General features: G+C 60.3%; 12 protein-coding genes. 10 read left to right on the forward strand and 2 right to left on the reverse strand.

All coding sequences use genetic code 11. The features are described 5' to 3' along the window. Together traL and J2X24_RS08095 are read right to left on the reverse strand one after the other, a co-directional pair. Positions 1–282: a type IV conjugative transfer system protein TraL gene (traL, locus tag J2X24_RS08090; protein WP_209719260.1), complete on the reverse strand. Its 282-nt coding sequence runs from the start codon at positions 280–282 to the stop codon at positions 1–3. 120 nt (positions 283–402) lie between these two features. Beyond that, on the reverse strand, positions 403–747 hold the full coding sequence (locus J2X24_RS08095) for a hypothetical protein (protein WP_209719263.1): 345 nt from the start codon (positions 745–747) through the stop codon (positions 403–405). A gap of 329 nt (positions 748–1,076) precedes the next feature. Between J2X24_RS08095 and J2X24_RS08100 the strand changes: the two genes are divergently transcribed. The 10 genes from J2X24_RS08100 to J2X24_RS08145 all read left to right on the forward strand — a co-directional run bounded on the left by J2X24_RS08100 (position 1,077) and on the right by J2X24_RS08145 (position 14,555). Continuing rightward, positions 1,077–1,562: a hypothetical protein gene (locus J2X24_RS08100; RefSeq protein ID WP_209719267.1), complete on the forward strand. Its 486-nt coding sequence runs from the start codon at positions 1,077–1,079 to the stop codon at positions 1,560–1,562. A gap of 103 nt (positions 1,563–1,665) precedes the next feature. Further along, positions 1,666–2,097 carry a hypothetical protein gene (locus J2X24_RS08105; protein ID WP_209719270.1) on the forward strand — a complete coding sequence of 144 codons (432 nt, stop codon included), beginning with the start codon at positions 1,666–1,668 and terminating at the stop codon, positions 2,095–2,097. Then, a complete protein-coding gene (locus J2X24_RS08110) occupies positions 2,094–2,906 on the forward strand; it encodes a lysozyme family protein (protein WP_209719273.1) in 813 nt (270 codons plus the stop codon). The genes J2X24_RS08105 and J2X24_RS08110 overlap by 4 nt, the downstream gene beginning before the upstream one ends. Before the next feature lie 154 nt (positions 2,907–3,060). Continuing rightward, positions 3,061–3,468, forward strand: coding sequence for a hypothetical protein (locus J2X24_RS08115; protein ID WP_209719276.1), 408 nt, complete (start codon positions 3,061–3,063; stop codon positions 3,466–3,468). 983 nt (positions 3,469–4,451) lie between these two features. Then, positions 4,452–5,492 carry a replication initiator protein A gene (locus J2X24_RS08120; protein WP_209719279.1) on the forward strand — a complete coding sequence of 347 codons (1,041 nt, stop codon included), beginning with the start codon at positions 4,452–4,454 and terminating at the stop codon, positions 5,490–5,492. A gap of 291 nt (positions 5,493–5,783) precedes the next feature. Then, on the forward strand, positions 5,784–6,623 hold the full coding sequence (locus J2X24_RS08125; protein WP_209719282.1) for a ParA family protein: 840 nt from the start codon (positions 5,784–5,786) through the stop codon (positions 6,621–6,623). Then, positions 6,623–7,108, forward strand: coding sequence for a hypothetical protein (locus tag J2X24_RS08130; RefSeq protein ID WP_209719285.1), 486 nt, complete (start codon positions 6,623–6,625; stop codon positions 7,106–7,108). Before J2X24_RS08125 ends, J2X24_RS08130 begins: the two co-directional genes overlap by 1 nt. A 110-nt stretch (positions 7,109–7,218) precedes the next feature. Further along, positions 7,219–8,130: a DUF7146 domain-containing protein gene (locus tag J2X24_RS08135; RefSeq protein WP_209719288.1), complete on the forward strand. Its 912-nt coding sequence runs from the start codon at positions 7,219–7,221 to the stop codon at positions 8,128–8,130. A gap of 44 nt (positions 8,131–8,174) precedes the next feature. Next, positions 8,175–10,196: a ParB/RepB/Spo0J family partition protein gene (locus J2X24_RS08140; RefSeq protein ID WP_209719291.1), complete on the forward strand. Its 2,022-nt coding sequence runs from the start codon at positions 8,175–8,177 to the stop codon at positions 10,194–10,196. Positions 10,197–10,313: 117 nt separating this feature from the next. Beyond that, a complete protein-coding gene (locus tag J2X24_RS08145) occupies positions 10,314–14,555 on the forward strand; it encodes a strawberry notch-like NTP hydrolase domain-containing protein (RefSeq protein WP_209719294.1) in 4,242 nt (1,413 codons plus the stop codon). Positions 14,556–14,777 lie beyond the last annotated feature (222 nt).

Consider the following 14,777-nt stretch of genomic DNA (forward strand, 5'->3'; position numbering starts at 1 on the left):
CTACCCCACCAACAGGCGTTGATCGGACGGTGGCGTCTTCTTGAGACCGAAAGTGCGCGAGGGCAGCAGCCAATAGGCCGCCCACATCAACTTGCTCAGCGAGCCGCCTTTTTTCAGGCGCCGCAGTAGCCAGAAGGCGCCGGCGCCGGCAGCGAGCCCGACGACGAAGTTCACGGTCAGGGTGAGAACCGCAAGCGGTGCGACAACGGCGACGAGTTCGTCCGGCGTGAAGATGAAATACCGCTCGGGCTCGTCGAGATACTGGAGGATGCGCGTATTCATGAAATGACCAGGGTTTTTGCTTTGTCCGGGCTTCCTCTGCCGCGGGCACACCTTCGCCGGCTGCAACGGGGTATCCGCAGGGGCAAAGCTTAGGTTTTTGGGATTTGGCCCCTTGTCCGCTTAGAAGGTTGCGGAAGCCAGGGCGGTGACGATTCCCGGACCGGCGGCAGCCGTCAGACCGATACCGGCGGCAGCGGCGATCAGGCGCCAGTTGAACTGGAAGACCATGCCTGCGACGGCCGAAGCGATACCGGCGACCGCCGCGAGGCGGCCGAGCGAGCCCGTGGTCCAGTTGGTCAGGGTGGTGGTAGCCGCGTTGAAGGTGGTGTCGGTGCCGGCCATCGCCATGCCGACAAATGCGGCCAAGACGACGATCGCGACAGCGAGAAGCACCATTTCGATCATGCGGACCGTCTTGGAGTTGGGCCGTACCGCGAACGCGGCCGGCATGAGTGCAGTATTCATGTAGTTGGCCTTTAAGGTTTGAGTTGTGTACCGTTGCGGTACGGCCAACAAATCCCACCTAGGCCGAGTATAAACAAGGAGGGTAATTTATGCCGTTTGGCCTACTTTTATGCTCTTTTCCGTAAAAGTAGGTCGTTCGGCCTATTTTTCTGAAAAAGACGCGCTTGCGTTCGACAAACGGCATAAAAGTAGGCGTCTTTTCAGAAAAATAGGCCAGATTTCGGATTATTTCTCCTGTCGCGAGAATATCGTTACTGGAAAGGCGAAACGCCCTCCCCTTCCCTTAAGACATTCAACGCGTTATCGTGTGTTCGACAATAGGGCCTCCCATGCTTGCATCCCAGATCACAGCCGATGACAGACAGACCCGCCAGAAGCCCGCTGGTAAGGCCGCCGGCAGCGGCTATGTCATCATCGACCTGACAAACGATCCGAGCTGGCGCCACACCGTCCAGGCCGGTTTGATCGAGCATGCCAATCGCTACTTCAACGGGGGCCAGGCCTTGGGTCTGCAGGTGACGACCAAATTGCTGTTGGAGCCTGCCCTGGCGTTCTGCGCCAAGTTCACGGGCGACGAGATCATCATGGCGACGGATGGGGCCTTCGATGTCGACAGATACAAGGAAGGCTCGATCACCATGACGAAGGCCTTCAGCGAGGAACGTGTGTCACCGCTGTGCGCCCACTATGCGGCGACTTCGACTGAGGATCTCAAGCAACGGTTCGGAAAGCGCCAGGTTGTTCTCGCCTGCATATTCATCTACGCGAACCATCTCATCAAAAATAGCCAAAGAGACGAACGTTTTATAAAATAGCGTTCGTTTTCAGAGGTTTTCATTTGTTTTCGAAAAAGATCAAGTATTACTTGATTTTATTTCGGTTGGCTTTTAAGTGTGACTTTGAGTTGTGGAGGGGACAATGATTGATCTCTGGGACATCCCTGACGGGATCTTCATGGCGGACATAATCACGGCGCGCGTGGCCCACGGCCTGCGTTATGCTTTCGCGATCGGGTACCATAGCGGCGCGCAACGTGAATTGGCGCGCAAGAACGTCGCCCAAGCGGCCGGCGTGAACAAGGACACGCTTCATACCTACATCACGCCGGTGCTGGACGATCGGTACCGGATCGTGACAGGCCCGACCAAGTTGGCCGTCTTCCACTCGATAATCATGCAGATGGGGGCGCGCCCGTCGCAACTGTATGACGCCGCGGAAAACAGCGAGGACCTGAACGAGTTCCTGCGCCGGATCGCGATGATCTTCCTTATCAGTTCCCGGCCGGCGTCCAGCACCTCTATTTCCATTCCTAGCCACAGCGACAACAGCGTTCAGCAGTTGCCGTCATGAGTTGGCGCCGAGCCTTCGCGCTTGGCCTGGCCTTCATTTGCGGCGGCGATGTCACGAAGGTTGGAACAAGCGCCCTGTCCTACTCTTCCCCACTGCGCGATCCGGAAGTCTTCTCTTCCGACTGGTTGGCGAACTGGATGGAGGTTCGCAGTTTCGATCCTGATAGCCGATCATTCGTCTTCGAACTTCAGCTCGCATCGCTTGGCCGCATCGCTGTTCCAACGCGGAAGGCTGTGTTGCCAGGCGACGCTAGGACGGAGGCCCTCGTGGCCATGACGGCAGGGGCTGATCGCGACTATCTGCTGAAAATCGCGCGTCGTGAAAGTGGTATGAACCCGTTGGCCCGAGCCAACCTCTCCTCGGCCGCCGGTCTGTTTCAATTCACGGAGAACACCTGGCTTTGCATGGTCCTGGATGCGGGCCCAAAACTTGGCGTCATATCTGCGTTCGGTCTTGTCCGGACCGAAGATGGTCGGTGTAGAACACCGGACCGCGATGATCGCACTCGACTGCTTGCTCTTCGCTATGACCCCATTGTCAGCACCAAGCTGGCAGGTGCCTTCACGTCAATGAACGACGCGCAATTCGCTGGCGCCTTTGGGCGCACGCCGGACGATGACGAAAGGTACATTCTGCACGTCTTCGGCGCCAGCAACGGGACCCGACTTCTCCAATTGGCCTGGTCAAACCCTTCCCTCCCCGCGGCGCGCTTTCTCCCGGACGCCGCGCGCGCCAATCCGGCCATTTTCTACGACCGCTACGGCCGTTCTCGTACCGTCTCACAGGTTGTGGAGCGGCTTGCACTTTAGTTTCACGTGTGACTGCATATCCCGATTGGAAACTTCAGTAATCAGCGTTCTGTCTGGCGGTTGTTTTCACTTTGAAATGATAAGTAATGCGTTGAGATTGCGCCAGTTTTTGAAACTGGTAGCGCTGCCGAATTTCGGCAGGTCGGGGGTGTAGATGTACAGGTCAGAGCCGATAGTCGCACCCGAGGACGTGTGCCTGGATTTCATTATCGAGAGCCCCTGCCTGATCAGGATCAACTATCCGGCGATCAACATCGGCTTCAGGCTTTTCGAGCACGTGCGTTGGGAATTCGAAAAGGTCGACCAACCCTGGAAATACGACTGCATGTTTAACATGCTGCCGTTCCAGGGTCATATCCTGTTCGACGAACTCGATGCCTTCCGGGAGAGCTGGTATCGGATGGTTGGGGATCGCGACATTGGACGGAAGGTGGCGTCGGTTAGCCTCGACCCACTGACGGCCGAGCGTTTCGAGACCTACAAGGTACTCTTTCCAACCCGGGTGTTCCGGCTTTTCCACACCGTGACCGATGCTTATGCTTGGCTCAATGGCGATATGTGATTTTTAAATATTCGACCTCGGAGCGGAGATTTGAGCCACGTCACTAGCTTGTCGAATCGACCGTGTGAAATCACGAAAATCTAATGACAGATCGTATACTTTCCGTCGGACGCGTGTCACCGTGAGGAAGGCTGAAATGGCTTGGACAATCTTCCGTGTGATATCACGAACGGGCGAGGGTTATGAAAGGCGGGAACGTTCGGCTAGGCTTGGGTTTGAACTATTGCGCCTCAGTAGGAATCAGCCCGTGTGAAATCACGAAGAGCTAAGAGTGGGCGGGTCGTAATTTTTGCTGCTCCGGTGCGAAATTTTCAGGGGTCTCCGCGAGGTGCTATTGGCCGTGTGAAATCACGAATGGAATGTCCTCTTTTCGGCGAGGCGAATCGTTTTACGCGTATTGTTGGGGCGGCCCCTACCCCCAGGTGAGTGTGTAAGTCGGTTACAGGGCCGGAGCGTTCTTGGATCGTTTTGTTGTGGTGCGTCTGGAGCGAATTTGGCCGATTTTGCGTTGGCTCTGTAGGCGAGCGCCTTCTCCGGCTGGCAACCCGGAGGAAGTTAAATGTAGTTAGAGTATGAGTTACGCGATTCTGGCGTTCAGGTAAGACGCTGATCTATCGAAGAAATATTGAGGCGCGGCTTGTGGATAACCGTTTGAAATCACGAAGCAGGCAGTGTGAAATCACGAATTCCACCGTGTGAAAACACGAATCGGTTGTCAAACTATCCACAGTGCGCTTACAGTGTGAAATCACGAACCCTACTGACGGGTTCGTCCGGTCGGGACCGTGTGAAATCACGAAGATGGGTAGGTCCCTTACAAGGGGAACAAGGCTGTATTCGTTTTCGACTGCCTCCGACAGTGTGAAATCACGAATCGCACTGTGATGTCACGAACCAAACCGTGTGAAAACACGAAAGAAACATTCGGCTGTCTACCGTGTGAAGTCACGAAGATGGCCGTGTGAAATCACGAAGAGGCCGGCATGTCCGAACTACCGAACCCAACGCGATCGCCCCTCCTCCCGGACCGGCATTCCCAGCCGGACTTCTTCATCGCGGATATCTTCGACGCCACGCCGAAAGGCGACCAAGCGTCAATGGAACACCCGATGTTCACGCTCTCGACCAAGCCTGACATGGAGAGCATGAACTACCGGCATGGGGATATCTTCATCAAGATTGGCCCCTCCCCTATCGGCCGCGCGACGGTGCACGATCGGGACATCCTGATCTACTGCATATCCCAGTGCATGGCCCGCTTGAACGAAGGCCTGCCCGTGAAGAAGTCGATGCGCTTCAACCCGCACGACATGATGATCGTGACGAACCGCGACACGTCGGGGCGCGGATATGAAGGCTTCCGCAACGCGTTGAGAAGGCTCCAGGGGACGCAGATCGAAACCAATATCAAGATGGGCGGCAAGGACCAGTGGAATGTATTTTCGTTGATCGATAAGGCCGAAATCATAAAGGAAGACCGGGAAAGCCGGATGCTGGAGGTGGAGATCACGCTTTCGGATTGGCTTTTCGACGCCATCGAGGCCAAAGGCCGGGACCTGCTTACGCTGGACCGCGGCTATTTCCGCCTCCGCAAGCCGCTCGAACGCCGGCTCTACGAGATCGCCCGCAAGCATTGTGGTAGTCAAAAGTCGTTTCGGATCGGATTGCAGCGTCTCCAAGAGAAGACGGGTAGCACGAGCGAGGCTTGGGAATTCCGGCGCATGCTGAACCGGATCATCGTGGACAACGAGACCCACGGGCACATTCCGGAATACGATTTCGTTCTCGAAGGCGACATGGTCACCATAGTTCGCCGCGAAGTCGCCGCCCTGCCCTCCTCCGCTCGCCGACTGATGATCAGCGAGGAGGCACGGGAAAAAGGCCGCAAAGCGGCGAAAGGATGGGACATCTACGCGCTGGAGTCCGACTGGCGCGAGTGGGTGGACTCAAAGTCGATCGAAGTCGCGTCGTCGGACGCTCACTTTGTCTCGTTCTGCAAAAAACGCGGACCGATTAAACGCTAGCGAAAAATGCGGTTAATGCACATGCTGGCAAGGACATCGAGAAATGCGTGTGCATGCCCCTAATGTTTCCGATGCTTGTGAATTTTATCGAACTATAAACATTCGAAACAGGCGTAGTATGACAAAGCTAGTTTCCTTGTAAGAAACTATTTCATCGCCCGGAAACTATTTAGCGAGGCAAACACCACAATTTAATGCGTTCGCAAGCAAACGAAGTGAGTGCTGGTTAATGCTCTCTTAACTATATTCGAGCAGATTCGCGGGAAGTTCCAACGGCAATCGAGTCCTACCATGGTCAAGGCACCCGTCATCAGTTTCGCCACGTCCAAGGGAGGGTCTGGCAAAAGCACGGCCCTGATTATCCTGGCGTCGGTCTTCGCGCACGAGGGCGGAAAGGTCGCCGTCATCGACACCGATCCCAATGAGACCGTGTGGCGCTGGTCACAGAAGCCCGGGCGGCCGGACAACATCAGCGCCTACAAGACCCGCAACGAAGACGAATTGCTGGACGCTATCGATGCGGCCCGTGCGTCCGGACACCAGCTGATTCTGGTGGATGTGGAAGGTCGCGCCTCGGCGCTTGGCAACGTCGCAATCTCCGCAGCCATGCTGACCGTAATACCCGTCCGGCCATCTGAACCTGATGGGGTCGAGGCCTCGAAAACGATCAAGGCGATCAGGGCGATCGAGCGTTCGACGGGTCTCGAAAAGCGCTATTGCATCGTCATCAATGGCCTCAACGGCGCTATCCGGACGCGTACCTTTTACGACGTAAAAGCCACCTTCGAACAGGCCAATATCCCGATGGCCGCGCACCTGGTCGACCGGGAAATCTATCGGCGTGTGCTGATGGAAGGGGGTACGATCTACGACATGGCCGACCTGACGGAGAAGCAACTGAAGACGGCCCACGACGAAGCCTACCTGTTCGCGGACAACGTCGCGGCACTCGTCGGACTTCGTCCCGAAGATGCCGGCCACGCCACACCCGAAGCGGAAGCCGCCGTCAAGACCGCTGTTAATCGCGCGGCCGCGGCGACGAAGGACCAGACGCAGAATGAAGCAGACAGCGTAGCAGGCGAGGCCACCCGAGTTGTCGAAGGGGCGAGCCTGAGCGGGGAGGCGGCCTGATGTCCGGACAAACTAAGTCGCGCTACCAATTTGGCAACGCTCAGAACTGGCTCGACGACGAAGCTGCACCGGAAGAAGCGGCCGTCGAGACCGGCGCGGATCGGGAGGCCTTGAAGCAGAAGGTGCAGGAGGCCGCCGCGTCCGTCGGATACGTCGCCCCGTCTGAACAGCCTAAGCCGGAAAAGATCGTACCAATTGCGCCGCGCGCCAAGAAGCCGGCTTCGACCAAGGCCAAGGCCGAACTCGACAAAGGCAAGGGGCGTCCTAAGGGCGACCGCTCGATCCAGATGTCGGTACGAATCCGCCAGGAACACGACGACCTGATCAAAGCAATCGCCCAGGACGACTTTTCAGTCGCCAGCATCGTTGAAGCGGCCATGGTCGCCTTTGCCAAGACGCTCGTTCAGGACAAGAAGTACAAGCGCATGCCCCTCGACGGCGACACCCTGGCGCTTGCGAAGTCCATCGCCGAAGGCGCGCGATAGCAAGCGCATTAAGCGCTAGCGGAAAATGCGGATTATGCGTGCGCTCGTAAAAAGCGGTTTGAGGAGAAGGGGAGGGCTCGTCCTTACGGTTCAATGTACCGGAGGACAAAATGTCACTTTCCGAAATCGTCCGGGTGTGCGGCGGAGATCTGTACAGTTCGGGCCGCCGCGCATCCATTCCCGCACCTGGCCATAGCCGGGCAGACAGATCCGCATCGCTCGTTATCGGTAAGACCGGCCGGGTCGTCGCCTATAGTTTCGGCGGCTCGACCATCAGGGACATCCTTGATGACTTGAGGTCTCAAGGCCTGATCGATCGGGCCGGTTATCCGATCGGGTCATCACCTCGACCCAATGCGGGCGCGGTGCTAAGCGATGGTCAAAAACGGGCCACGGCCATGAAGCTCTGGTCGCATGGTGTGCCGCTGGCAGGCACCCTAAGCGAACGCCATCTCGTTCGGCGTGCCTTAGATCCGGCCTTCGTCTCGCAGGCCCGTCTTCTGCATCACCCCGCCTGTCCGCTGTCCGTCTATGGGAACGGCGGCAGAGCGGGTCCAGCCCTGATGGCCCTCATCCTGGCGCCCGACGGCACACCTTGCGCGGTCGAACTCACCTACCTCAACGCCACCGGGCGCAGAGACCGAAGCCTACGATTGTCGAGGAAGACCGTTGGGATAGTACCGCCTGGCGCCTTCGTCCCGCTATCCCATCTCGCGCCGCACATGGTGGTGGGGGAGGGCGTGGTGACGACCCTGTCGGCCATGACAATTCTTGGGTTGCCGGGTCGAGCCCTCCTTGGGGCGCGCAATTTGCCCAGCTTGATCCTACCGAGCGGCGTAGCGGAGATTACGATCGCCGCCGACCGTGGCGGACCAGGTGAGGGTGCAGCGCATCGGCTCGAAGAAAAGCTGACCCCGCAAGGCGTGCGCGTTCACATCCGGCTGCCGGACGAGCCGTTCGAGGATTTCAACCTGATGCTTGAAGCCCGTGTCCAAGGAAGAGGGGAGGGAGGGAAGGGGTGACTGGATGTTGAGGATGGGCCTCACCCAGTCTGGAGACTACCACCATGACCGCATCGGCGACCCAGCTGAAATCCATTTCCGTCCGCCTCAAGGACCTCGACATCGCTCCGGAGAATCCCCGCTTCCTGGAAGGCCCGGACGACCAGATCCCTGACCTGGCGACAAGCCTCGCGCCTGATGCCGCGGGCCTTCTCGTGCCCTTGCTGGTGCGGGCAGGTGGCAAGAAGGAAAAGCCGTTCATGGCCCTGGATGGTCGCCGCCGGCTGTTCGGTTTTCGCCACCTGCTGGAGCAGGGCCTCATCAACGAGGACATCGAGATCGCTGCCTACCTGTGCGAATCGAAGGAATCGATCGCCGCAGCCGCCATTACCGCGAACCAGGCCCGCGTTCCGCTGAAGCCGGCCGAGATCATCCTGGCAATCCGAGCACTGGCTGCCAAGAAGATTACAATCGAGGCCATGTCCCGCGCCCTGTGCGTCGATATCGCCGAAGCCCGGCGCTATCACGCCGTCAGCCAGGTCCATATGGATGTCCTGATGGCCTACAAGGACAAGCTGTTCGATTTCGACGCCATGAAGCTGATTGCCCGCATTCCGTCCATGCCGGAACAGAAGGCACTGGCGAAGCTCGCGCGCGAACAGGGGACGCTGCGCGCCTATCAGATCCGCGACTACATGGACAATGACGGCCTCTCAGCCCTCTCGTCGCTGATGCAATTCGTCGGTATGGACGATTACCTGGCCGCTGGCGGCCGCAAGTCCTGCGACCTGCTGGAAGAGATGCCCGATACCTGTCTGGATGCCGACCTTGCCATGCGTTTGTGGTCAGAGAAGGTGACGCCGATTCAGGCGGCGTTTGGGGCCCAGGGCATGGACGTCTTCATCTCGGCTGACGAAGACTGCTATGCGCCCGAGGGGTTCACTGAGGCGCCGTACCGCTATAACCGGTCGGTAGACGAGAAGACGGCGATCAGCACGGCGGAGGCGAGCCTTAACGAGGTCCGTGAGACAGTTAACGCCACGGCCCACGCAGATGGCGTCACTCCGGCGATCTTCCTGCCCCTCGTGGAACCGCAGCACGCGCTGGCCGTCGCCAAGTTCGCGCCAATGCCCGTCCGTGCGGTGCAGATCCGTCCCGGCCAGCGAACCGTCCTGGAATTCCGCTTCTTTACGACGGCCGATGACATCCGTGCGTGGGAACAGGCCAAGATCGCGGCAAAGCCGGCAGAGGAACTTAAGGAGGAAACACCCGCCCGGGTCGCCGACGTCATCCCGGAGCGCCGGATTGCCGTCGAGACCGACCACGGCGGCGCCTTCCACCAGCTCGCGTCGGAACTGGCGGTCCGCGGCTTCCAACGGTCCTTGGCCGACAGCTTCTCGGCCTCTTTCAAATTCCTCCTGGCCACCATGTTCGAGCAGGTCGTGCTGCACAAGGCCGGGGGCACGGTTGAAGATCGGGCGCTGAAGATGACCTTCGGCCGCAATATCGGTGCCTATTACCAGGAGCCAGTGCAGGGCCTGGACGCCGACCTGTTCACCCGGCTGGAGGTCTACCGCGACGCCTTTACGGAATCGGGCCTGCGCACCTATCCCTGGATTTCAAGCCTCGCCTTCCAGCAACTCCAGGACCTGCTGGCCCTGATGACGGCGGTCTCGGTTTGGCTCAACGAACCCGACGCGAAGTTCATCCGCCGGACGGCGCGGGCGCAGATCCAGGAAGTCTCGGAAGAGATCGACCACGACATCCGCACACACTTCTTGCCGGATGCCGACTTCTACGCACGTTGCAGCAAGAAGCAACTGCTGGGCTACGCCGAGCGCATGGGGTGCGAGATGGATACGCTCGGGACGATGAAGAAAGCCCCGCTCGCCGAATATGTCGCCGAACAGGCGCAGGCGCGGCAATGGGTGCCGACGGTGCTGACCTTCGACAACGCCGCGGCGATCGAGCCGGAGATCGACGACGAAAGTGAAGCCCCGACCGAAACCGATGACGGGGATCTTACGGCGGTTGAAGCCGCTCCGGCCGCCTTGGTCGTGGACGACGACGAGGCGCTTGCCGCCTGACACTCCGGGCCTCCGTCGCACGACGGGGGCCTTTGTTCTGCCGGCAGGAAGAGGGGAGGGAGGTCAAGGGCGACTGGACTGTGGGGATGGGCCCCGCGCCAGCTCAGGAGCCTAACCATGTCTGCCAATCTTTCCCTGTTCGCCGCCTCCACCGTCAGCCGCTCGGCTGGCATTCTCAGCGCGGCGCGCGCCCTGCTTCCCGCCCTGACCAAGGCGAAGACCCTCGACCGCAATGCGGTCCGGGATGCGATGACCTTCGCCTTCATGGGCACCGACAGCGAAGGCCTGTGGACATGGAAAGACGCCTACGATGCCATCGAGGTTGCCCAGGTGCTTCATCTTCGCAAGATCGCTTACCAGGTCGCCCGCCTGGAAGATGCGCCACTCGAAACGATCATGGCCTTGCAGGCGCTCAATCGCCTGGGACTGACTCACACCCGCCGCAGCGAAGAACAGGTCGCTCTTGACCAGTTTTCGACCCCGCCCGAGCTGGCCGCCCTGGCGGTGCTCGCCGCGCAGGTTCGCGACGGCGATCAGGTCCTGGAACCGTCTGCCGGTACCGGCATGCTCGCCATCCTGTCCGAACTGGCGGGCGCGAAACTGCATCTGAACGAGCTGGCGCCGACCCGCTCGGAGATCCTCGACGCCCTCTTTCCGGCAAGCGACCGCACGCGCCTCGACGCCGCCATGCTCCACGACCGGGTGGTCGCCTCTGGCAGTTTCGACGCGGTCATCCTCAACCCGCCGTTCCAGCAACTCGAGGCCCATCTGCTCAGCGCAGGCAAATGTCTTGCCAACGGCGGCCGGGTCAGCGCCATCGTCCCGGCACGCTTCTTCGACTCGCCGGAGGCTCAGCGCCTCGCGCGGGCATTCGCGGTGCGAGCAGCGATCGTCCTGCCCGACGAGGCCTATACTAAGCATGGAACGAGCGTCGAGACCGGTCTTCTGGTGTTCGACCGGGTCGCGCCGGGGGAGGGGATGGCGCAGCTTATGGCCTGCGAGACGCTGGAACAGGCCGTACAGGCGGTTCTTGCCGTTGCGCCTCGCCCAACAGCGCGAGCCAGAATATTCCGCTCCACGGGCCTGCAATCGGCATTCGGCGGCGCGGGGACGGTCCGCCCAGCCATTTCGACCCGCCTAGCCTTTTTGCAGACGACCGCGATGGTGCAGTATGCGCCCAAGCCCTGGGCGGGTCTGGGCGCCGATGTCGGTCTGTACAGCGCCTACAGAGTCGCCCGGATGGCCTTCGAGCCAACCAACGATCATCCGTCCCATCTTGTCGAATCCGCGGCCATGGGTACGGTGTCGCCGCCCCTAGCGACCTACCAGCCCCTCCTTCCGCCCGGCGTGATCGGCGGCGGTCTGTCGGACGCCCAGATGGAGACCGTCGTCTACGCAGGGCAAGCGCACGAGGACATACTTCCCGGGTGGTGGGCGCTGTCGGAAGGCCAGACGAGCTATGGTGCCGTCAAGGAAGGCCATCCCGGATCGTTCGCGCTGCGCAAGGGTTTCTTCCTCGGCGACGGTACCGGGGTCGGCAAAGGCCGTCAGATCTCGGCCATCATCGCGGACAATATCGCGCGCGGTCGCACCAAGGCCATGTGGATCTCGAAGAACGAGGAATTGCTGGAGGACGCGCGCCGTGACTGGACGGCCATCGGCGGAGCCCCCTCCGACCTGATTAGCCAGAATGCCTACAAGCTCGGTCAGGCCATCCGTGCCGACAAGGGCATCCTCTTCACCACCTATGCCACCCTGCGCGTCGCCGCCCGCCAGGACAAGAAATCCCGTCTCGATCAACTGGTCGACTGGCTGGGTGCCGATTTCGACGGCACCCTGATCTTCGACGAGGCCCACGAGATGGCCAACGCCGCAGGCGGCAAGGGAAATCGCGGCATCAAAAAGCCGTCGCAACAGGGTCTTGCTGGGTTGATGCTGCAGTACCGCCTGCCGAAGGCACGGGTCGTCTACGTATCTGCGACTGGCGCCACGACGCCCGAAAATCTCGGCTACGCGTGCCGTCTGGGACTGTGGGGATCGGCCGAAGCGCCCTTCATGACCCGGGAGGACTTCCTGAAAGCCGCTGACGACGGCGGTGTCGCCGTCATGGAACTGATCGCGCGCGAACTGAAGGCCCAGGGCCTCTACACCGCCCGCATGTTGTCTTTCGACGGGCTGACGATCGATCCGCTGATGCACGAGCTGACGGCAACGAACGTCGAGATCTGGGACGCCTGGGCCGATGCGTTCGAGATCATCCATCGCCATGTCGACAAGGCCCTTGAGGCAATAGGCGTCACATCCGACGGAAAAACCAATTCCGGCCAGGCCAAGGCCGCGGCCAAATCCGCTTTTGCTTCCACGGCCCAGCGCTTCTTCAACGCCCTGTTGTGCGGGTTCAAGGCCCCGACCCTGATCCGGGCGATAGAGGACGATGTCGCGGCCGGTTTCGCCTGCGTCGTTCAACTGGTGAGCACCAACCAGGCGGTCATGGACCGGCGTCTCGACGCCGTGTCCCCGGCCGAGTGGAACGACCTGCACATCGACCTAACGCCGCGTGATACGGTCACCGAGTATCTGGAGCATTCGTTCCCGACGACCTGCATGGTCATGGAGACCGACGACAACGGCAACGAGATCGCCGTGCCTCTAAAAGATGCCGACGGCAATGCCGTCCATTCCCAGGAGGCATTGGCCATGCGCGACGAGCTTATTCTCAGCCTGGCCACCCTTCCGGGCGTACCGGGGGTGCTGGACAGTCTGATCCATCACTTCGGACCCGATCGCATTGCTGAAATCACCGGCCGCAGCCGGCGTGTCGTCATTAGGGAGGGGCGCATGATCCTGGAACGCCGGTCCTCTTCCTCGGCCAAGACCGAAACCGACGACTTCATGGGTGGCCGGAAGGACATTCTGGTTTTCAGCCAGGCGGGTGGAACCGGCCGCAGCTACCATGCCGACCGAGCGTGCGCGAACCACAAGCAGCGCCGGCATTACCTGGTCGAGGCGGGTTGGCGTGCCGACAATGCCATCCAGGGCATCGGGCGAACCCACCGCTCGAACCAGGTGTCCGTGCCCTGCTTCCGACCCGTGACCACCAACATCAAGGGCGAGAAGCGCTTCCTGTCGACCATCGCACGCCGTCTCGACAGCCTGGGCGCCCTGACCAAGGGCGAGCGCCGCAGCGCCGGCAACGGTCTGTTCAAGGCCGAGGACAATCTGGAGAACGAATACGCCCGCCGCGCGCTTCAGGCCTTTTACGCCTCGATGTACCAAGGAAAGATCGTCCGCATGGACATCGAACAGTTCGAACGCAAGACCGCGCTGAAACTGCGCGACGGCGACGGCTGTCTGGCCCCGGCCGAAAACCTGCCGCCGCTGCATACGTTCCTCAATCGCCTGTTGGCCTTGCGTATTGCGGACCAGAGTGCACTTTTCGACGAGTTCGAGACCCGTCTGAAAGCCATCCTCGAAAGGGCGGAATCGTCGGGCCAGCTTGACAAAGGCGTCGAGGACTTGGTTCCGGCCGAGGTCGAGCTGATCAGTGACACTGTGATCCGCACCGACAAGACCGGAGCTGAGACGCGCCTGCTGAAGTTCTCGGTCCGCGAACGCCGGGAGATCAAGCAGATCGAGGACTTCCAGTTCATTTTCGACAACTGGCCGCGAACCGCCTACGGCTTTGTCTACAATGCCAAGAGCCAGCGTACCGCGCTCCTGGAGCGAGGCGTGACGGCCTCGGGTGACGACGACAGTCTGGTGAAGGCTGTGCGTCTCCATCGTCCCACGAAAACCGATGTCGTTTTCGAGAGCCAGTATGAGGAAAGCCACTGGAACGAGGTGCCCGAGGCGGATTGGCGTCGGCTCTGGAAAGTGGAGGTCGACGGTCTCGATCCGTTTGTCCGGTCGGAATTGAATCTTGTCACCGGCCTCCTGTTGCCGATCTGGAAAAGTCTGCCCAATCGCGCCTGCCGCGTGAAACGCCTGCGTGCTCCGGACGGCCAGACCTGGCTCGGGCGCGTGCTGACCGAGACGGATGCGCTGAAACTGCTTCAACAGCTGGGGGTCGCCGATATTGCCAGGGACATCGCCAATCCTCTGTCGGCGCAGGACTTGGTCATGAAGAACGTGGGCAGCCTGCGATTGGCAAGTGGCTTACGCATGACGCGGTCGCGAGTCATGGACCGCTACCGCCTGGAAATCGCCAGTCCTGGAGGCGAGACGCGTCGTCTGCGGGACCTGGGCTGCTTTGTCGAGATCATCAATCACTCAGCGAGGGTCTTTCTACCCGTCGGCGACCTGAGCGTCATGGGCGCTGTGCTACAGGCCTATCCAGCTCAGGAGCTGCTCCTGAATTGAGCCTTCCGTCGCGGCGACCGCAACCGATGCGGTCGCCGCACCAATGTTCGCCCATGCCGCACAAAAACCGCGTGCGGCGTCTTCGATTCTGTCCTATAGCTGCTTCGAGGGCCGTACGCGCGGCCCCGGGGTCTTAGAAAACCTCAAGAGTTACTGGTTGATACCGGCCATTCCGGTACGATCCTCCTTTGACATATGGTCGGGGAGCCTGTGGCGTATGCA

This window comes from Asticcacaulis solisilvae (assembly GCF_017875235.1).
In the GTDB taxonomy this organism is placed as follows: domain Bacteria; phylum Pseudomonadota; class Alphaproteobacteria; order Caulobacterales; family Caulobacteraceae; genus Asticcacaulis; species Asticcacaulis solisilvae_A.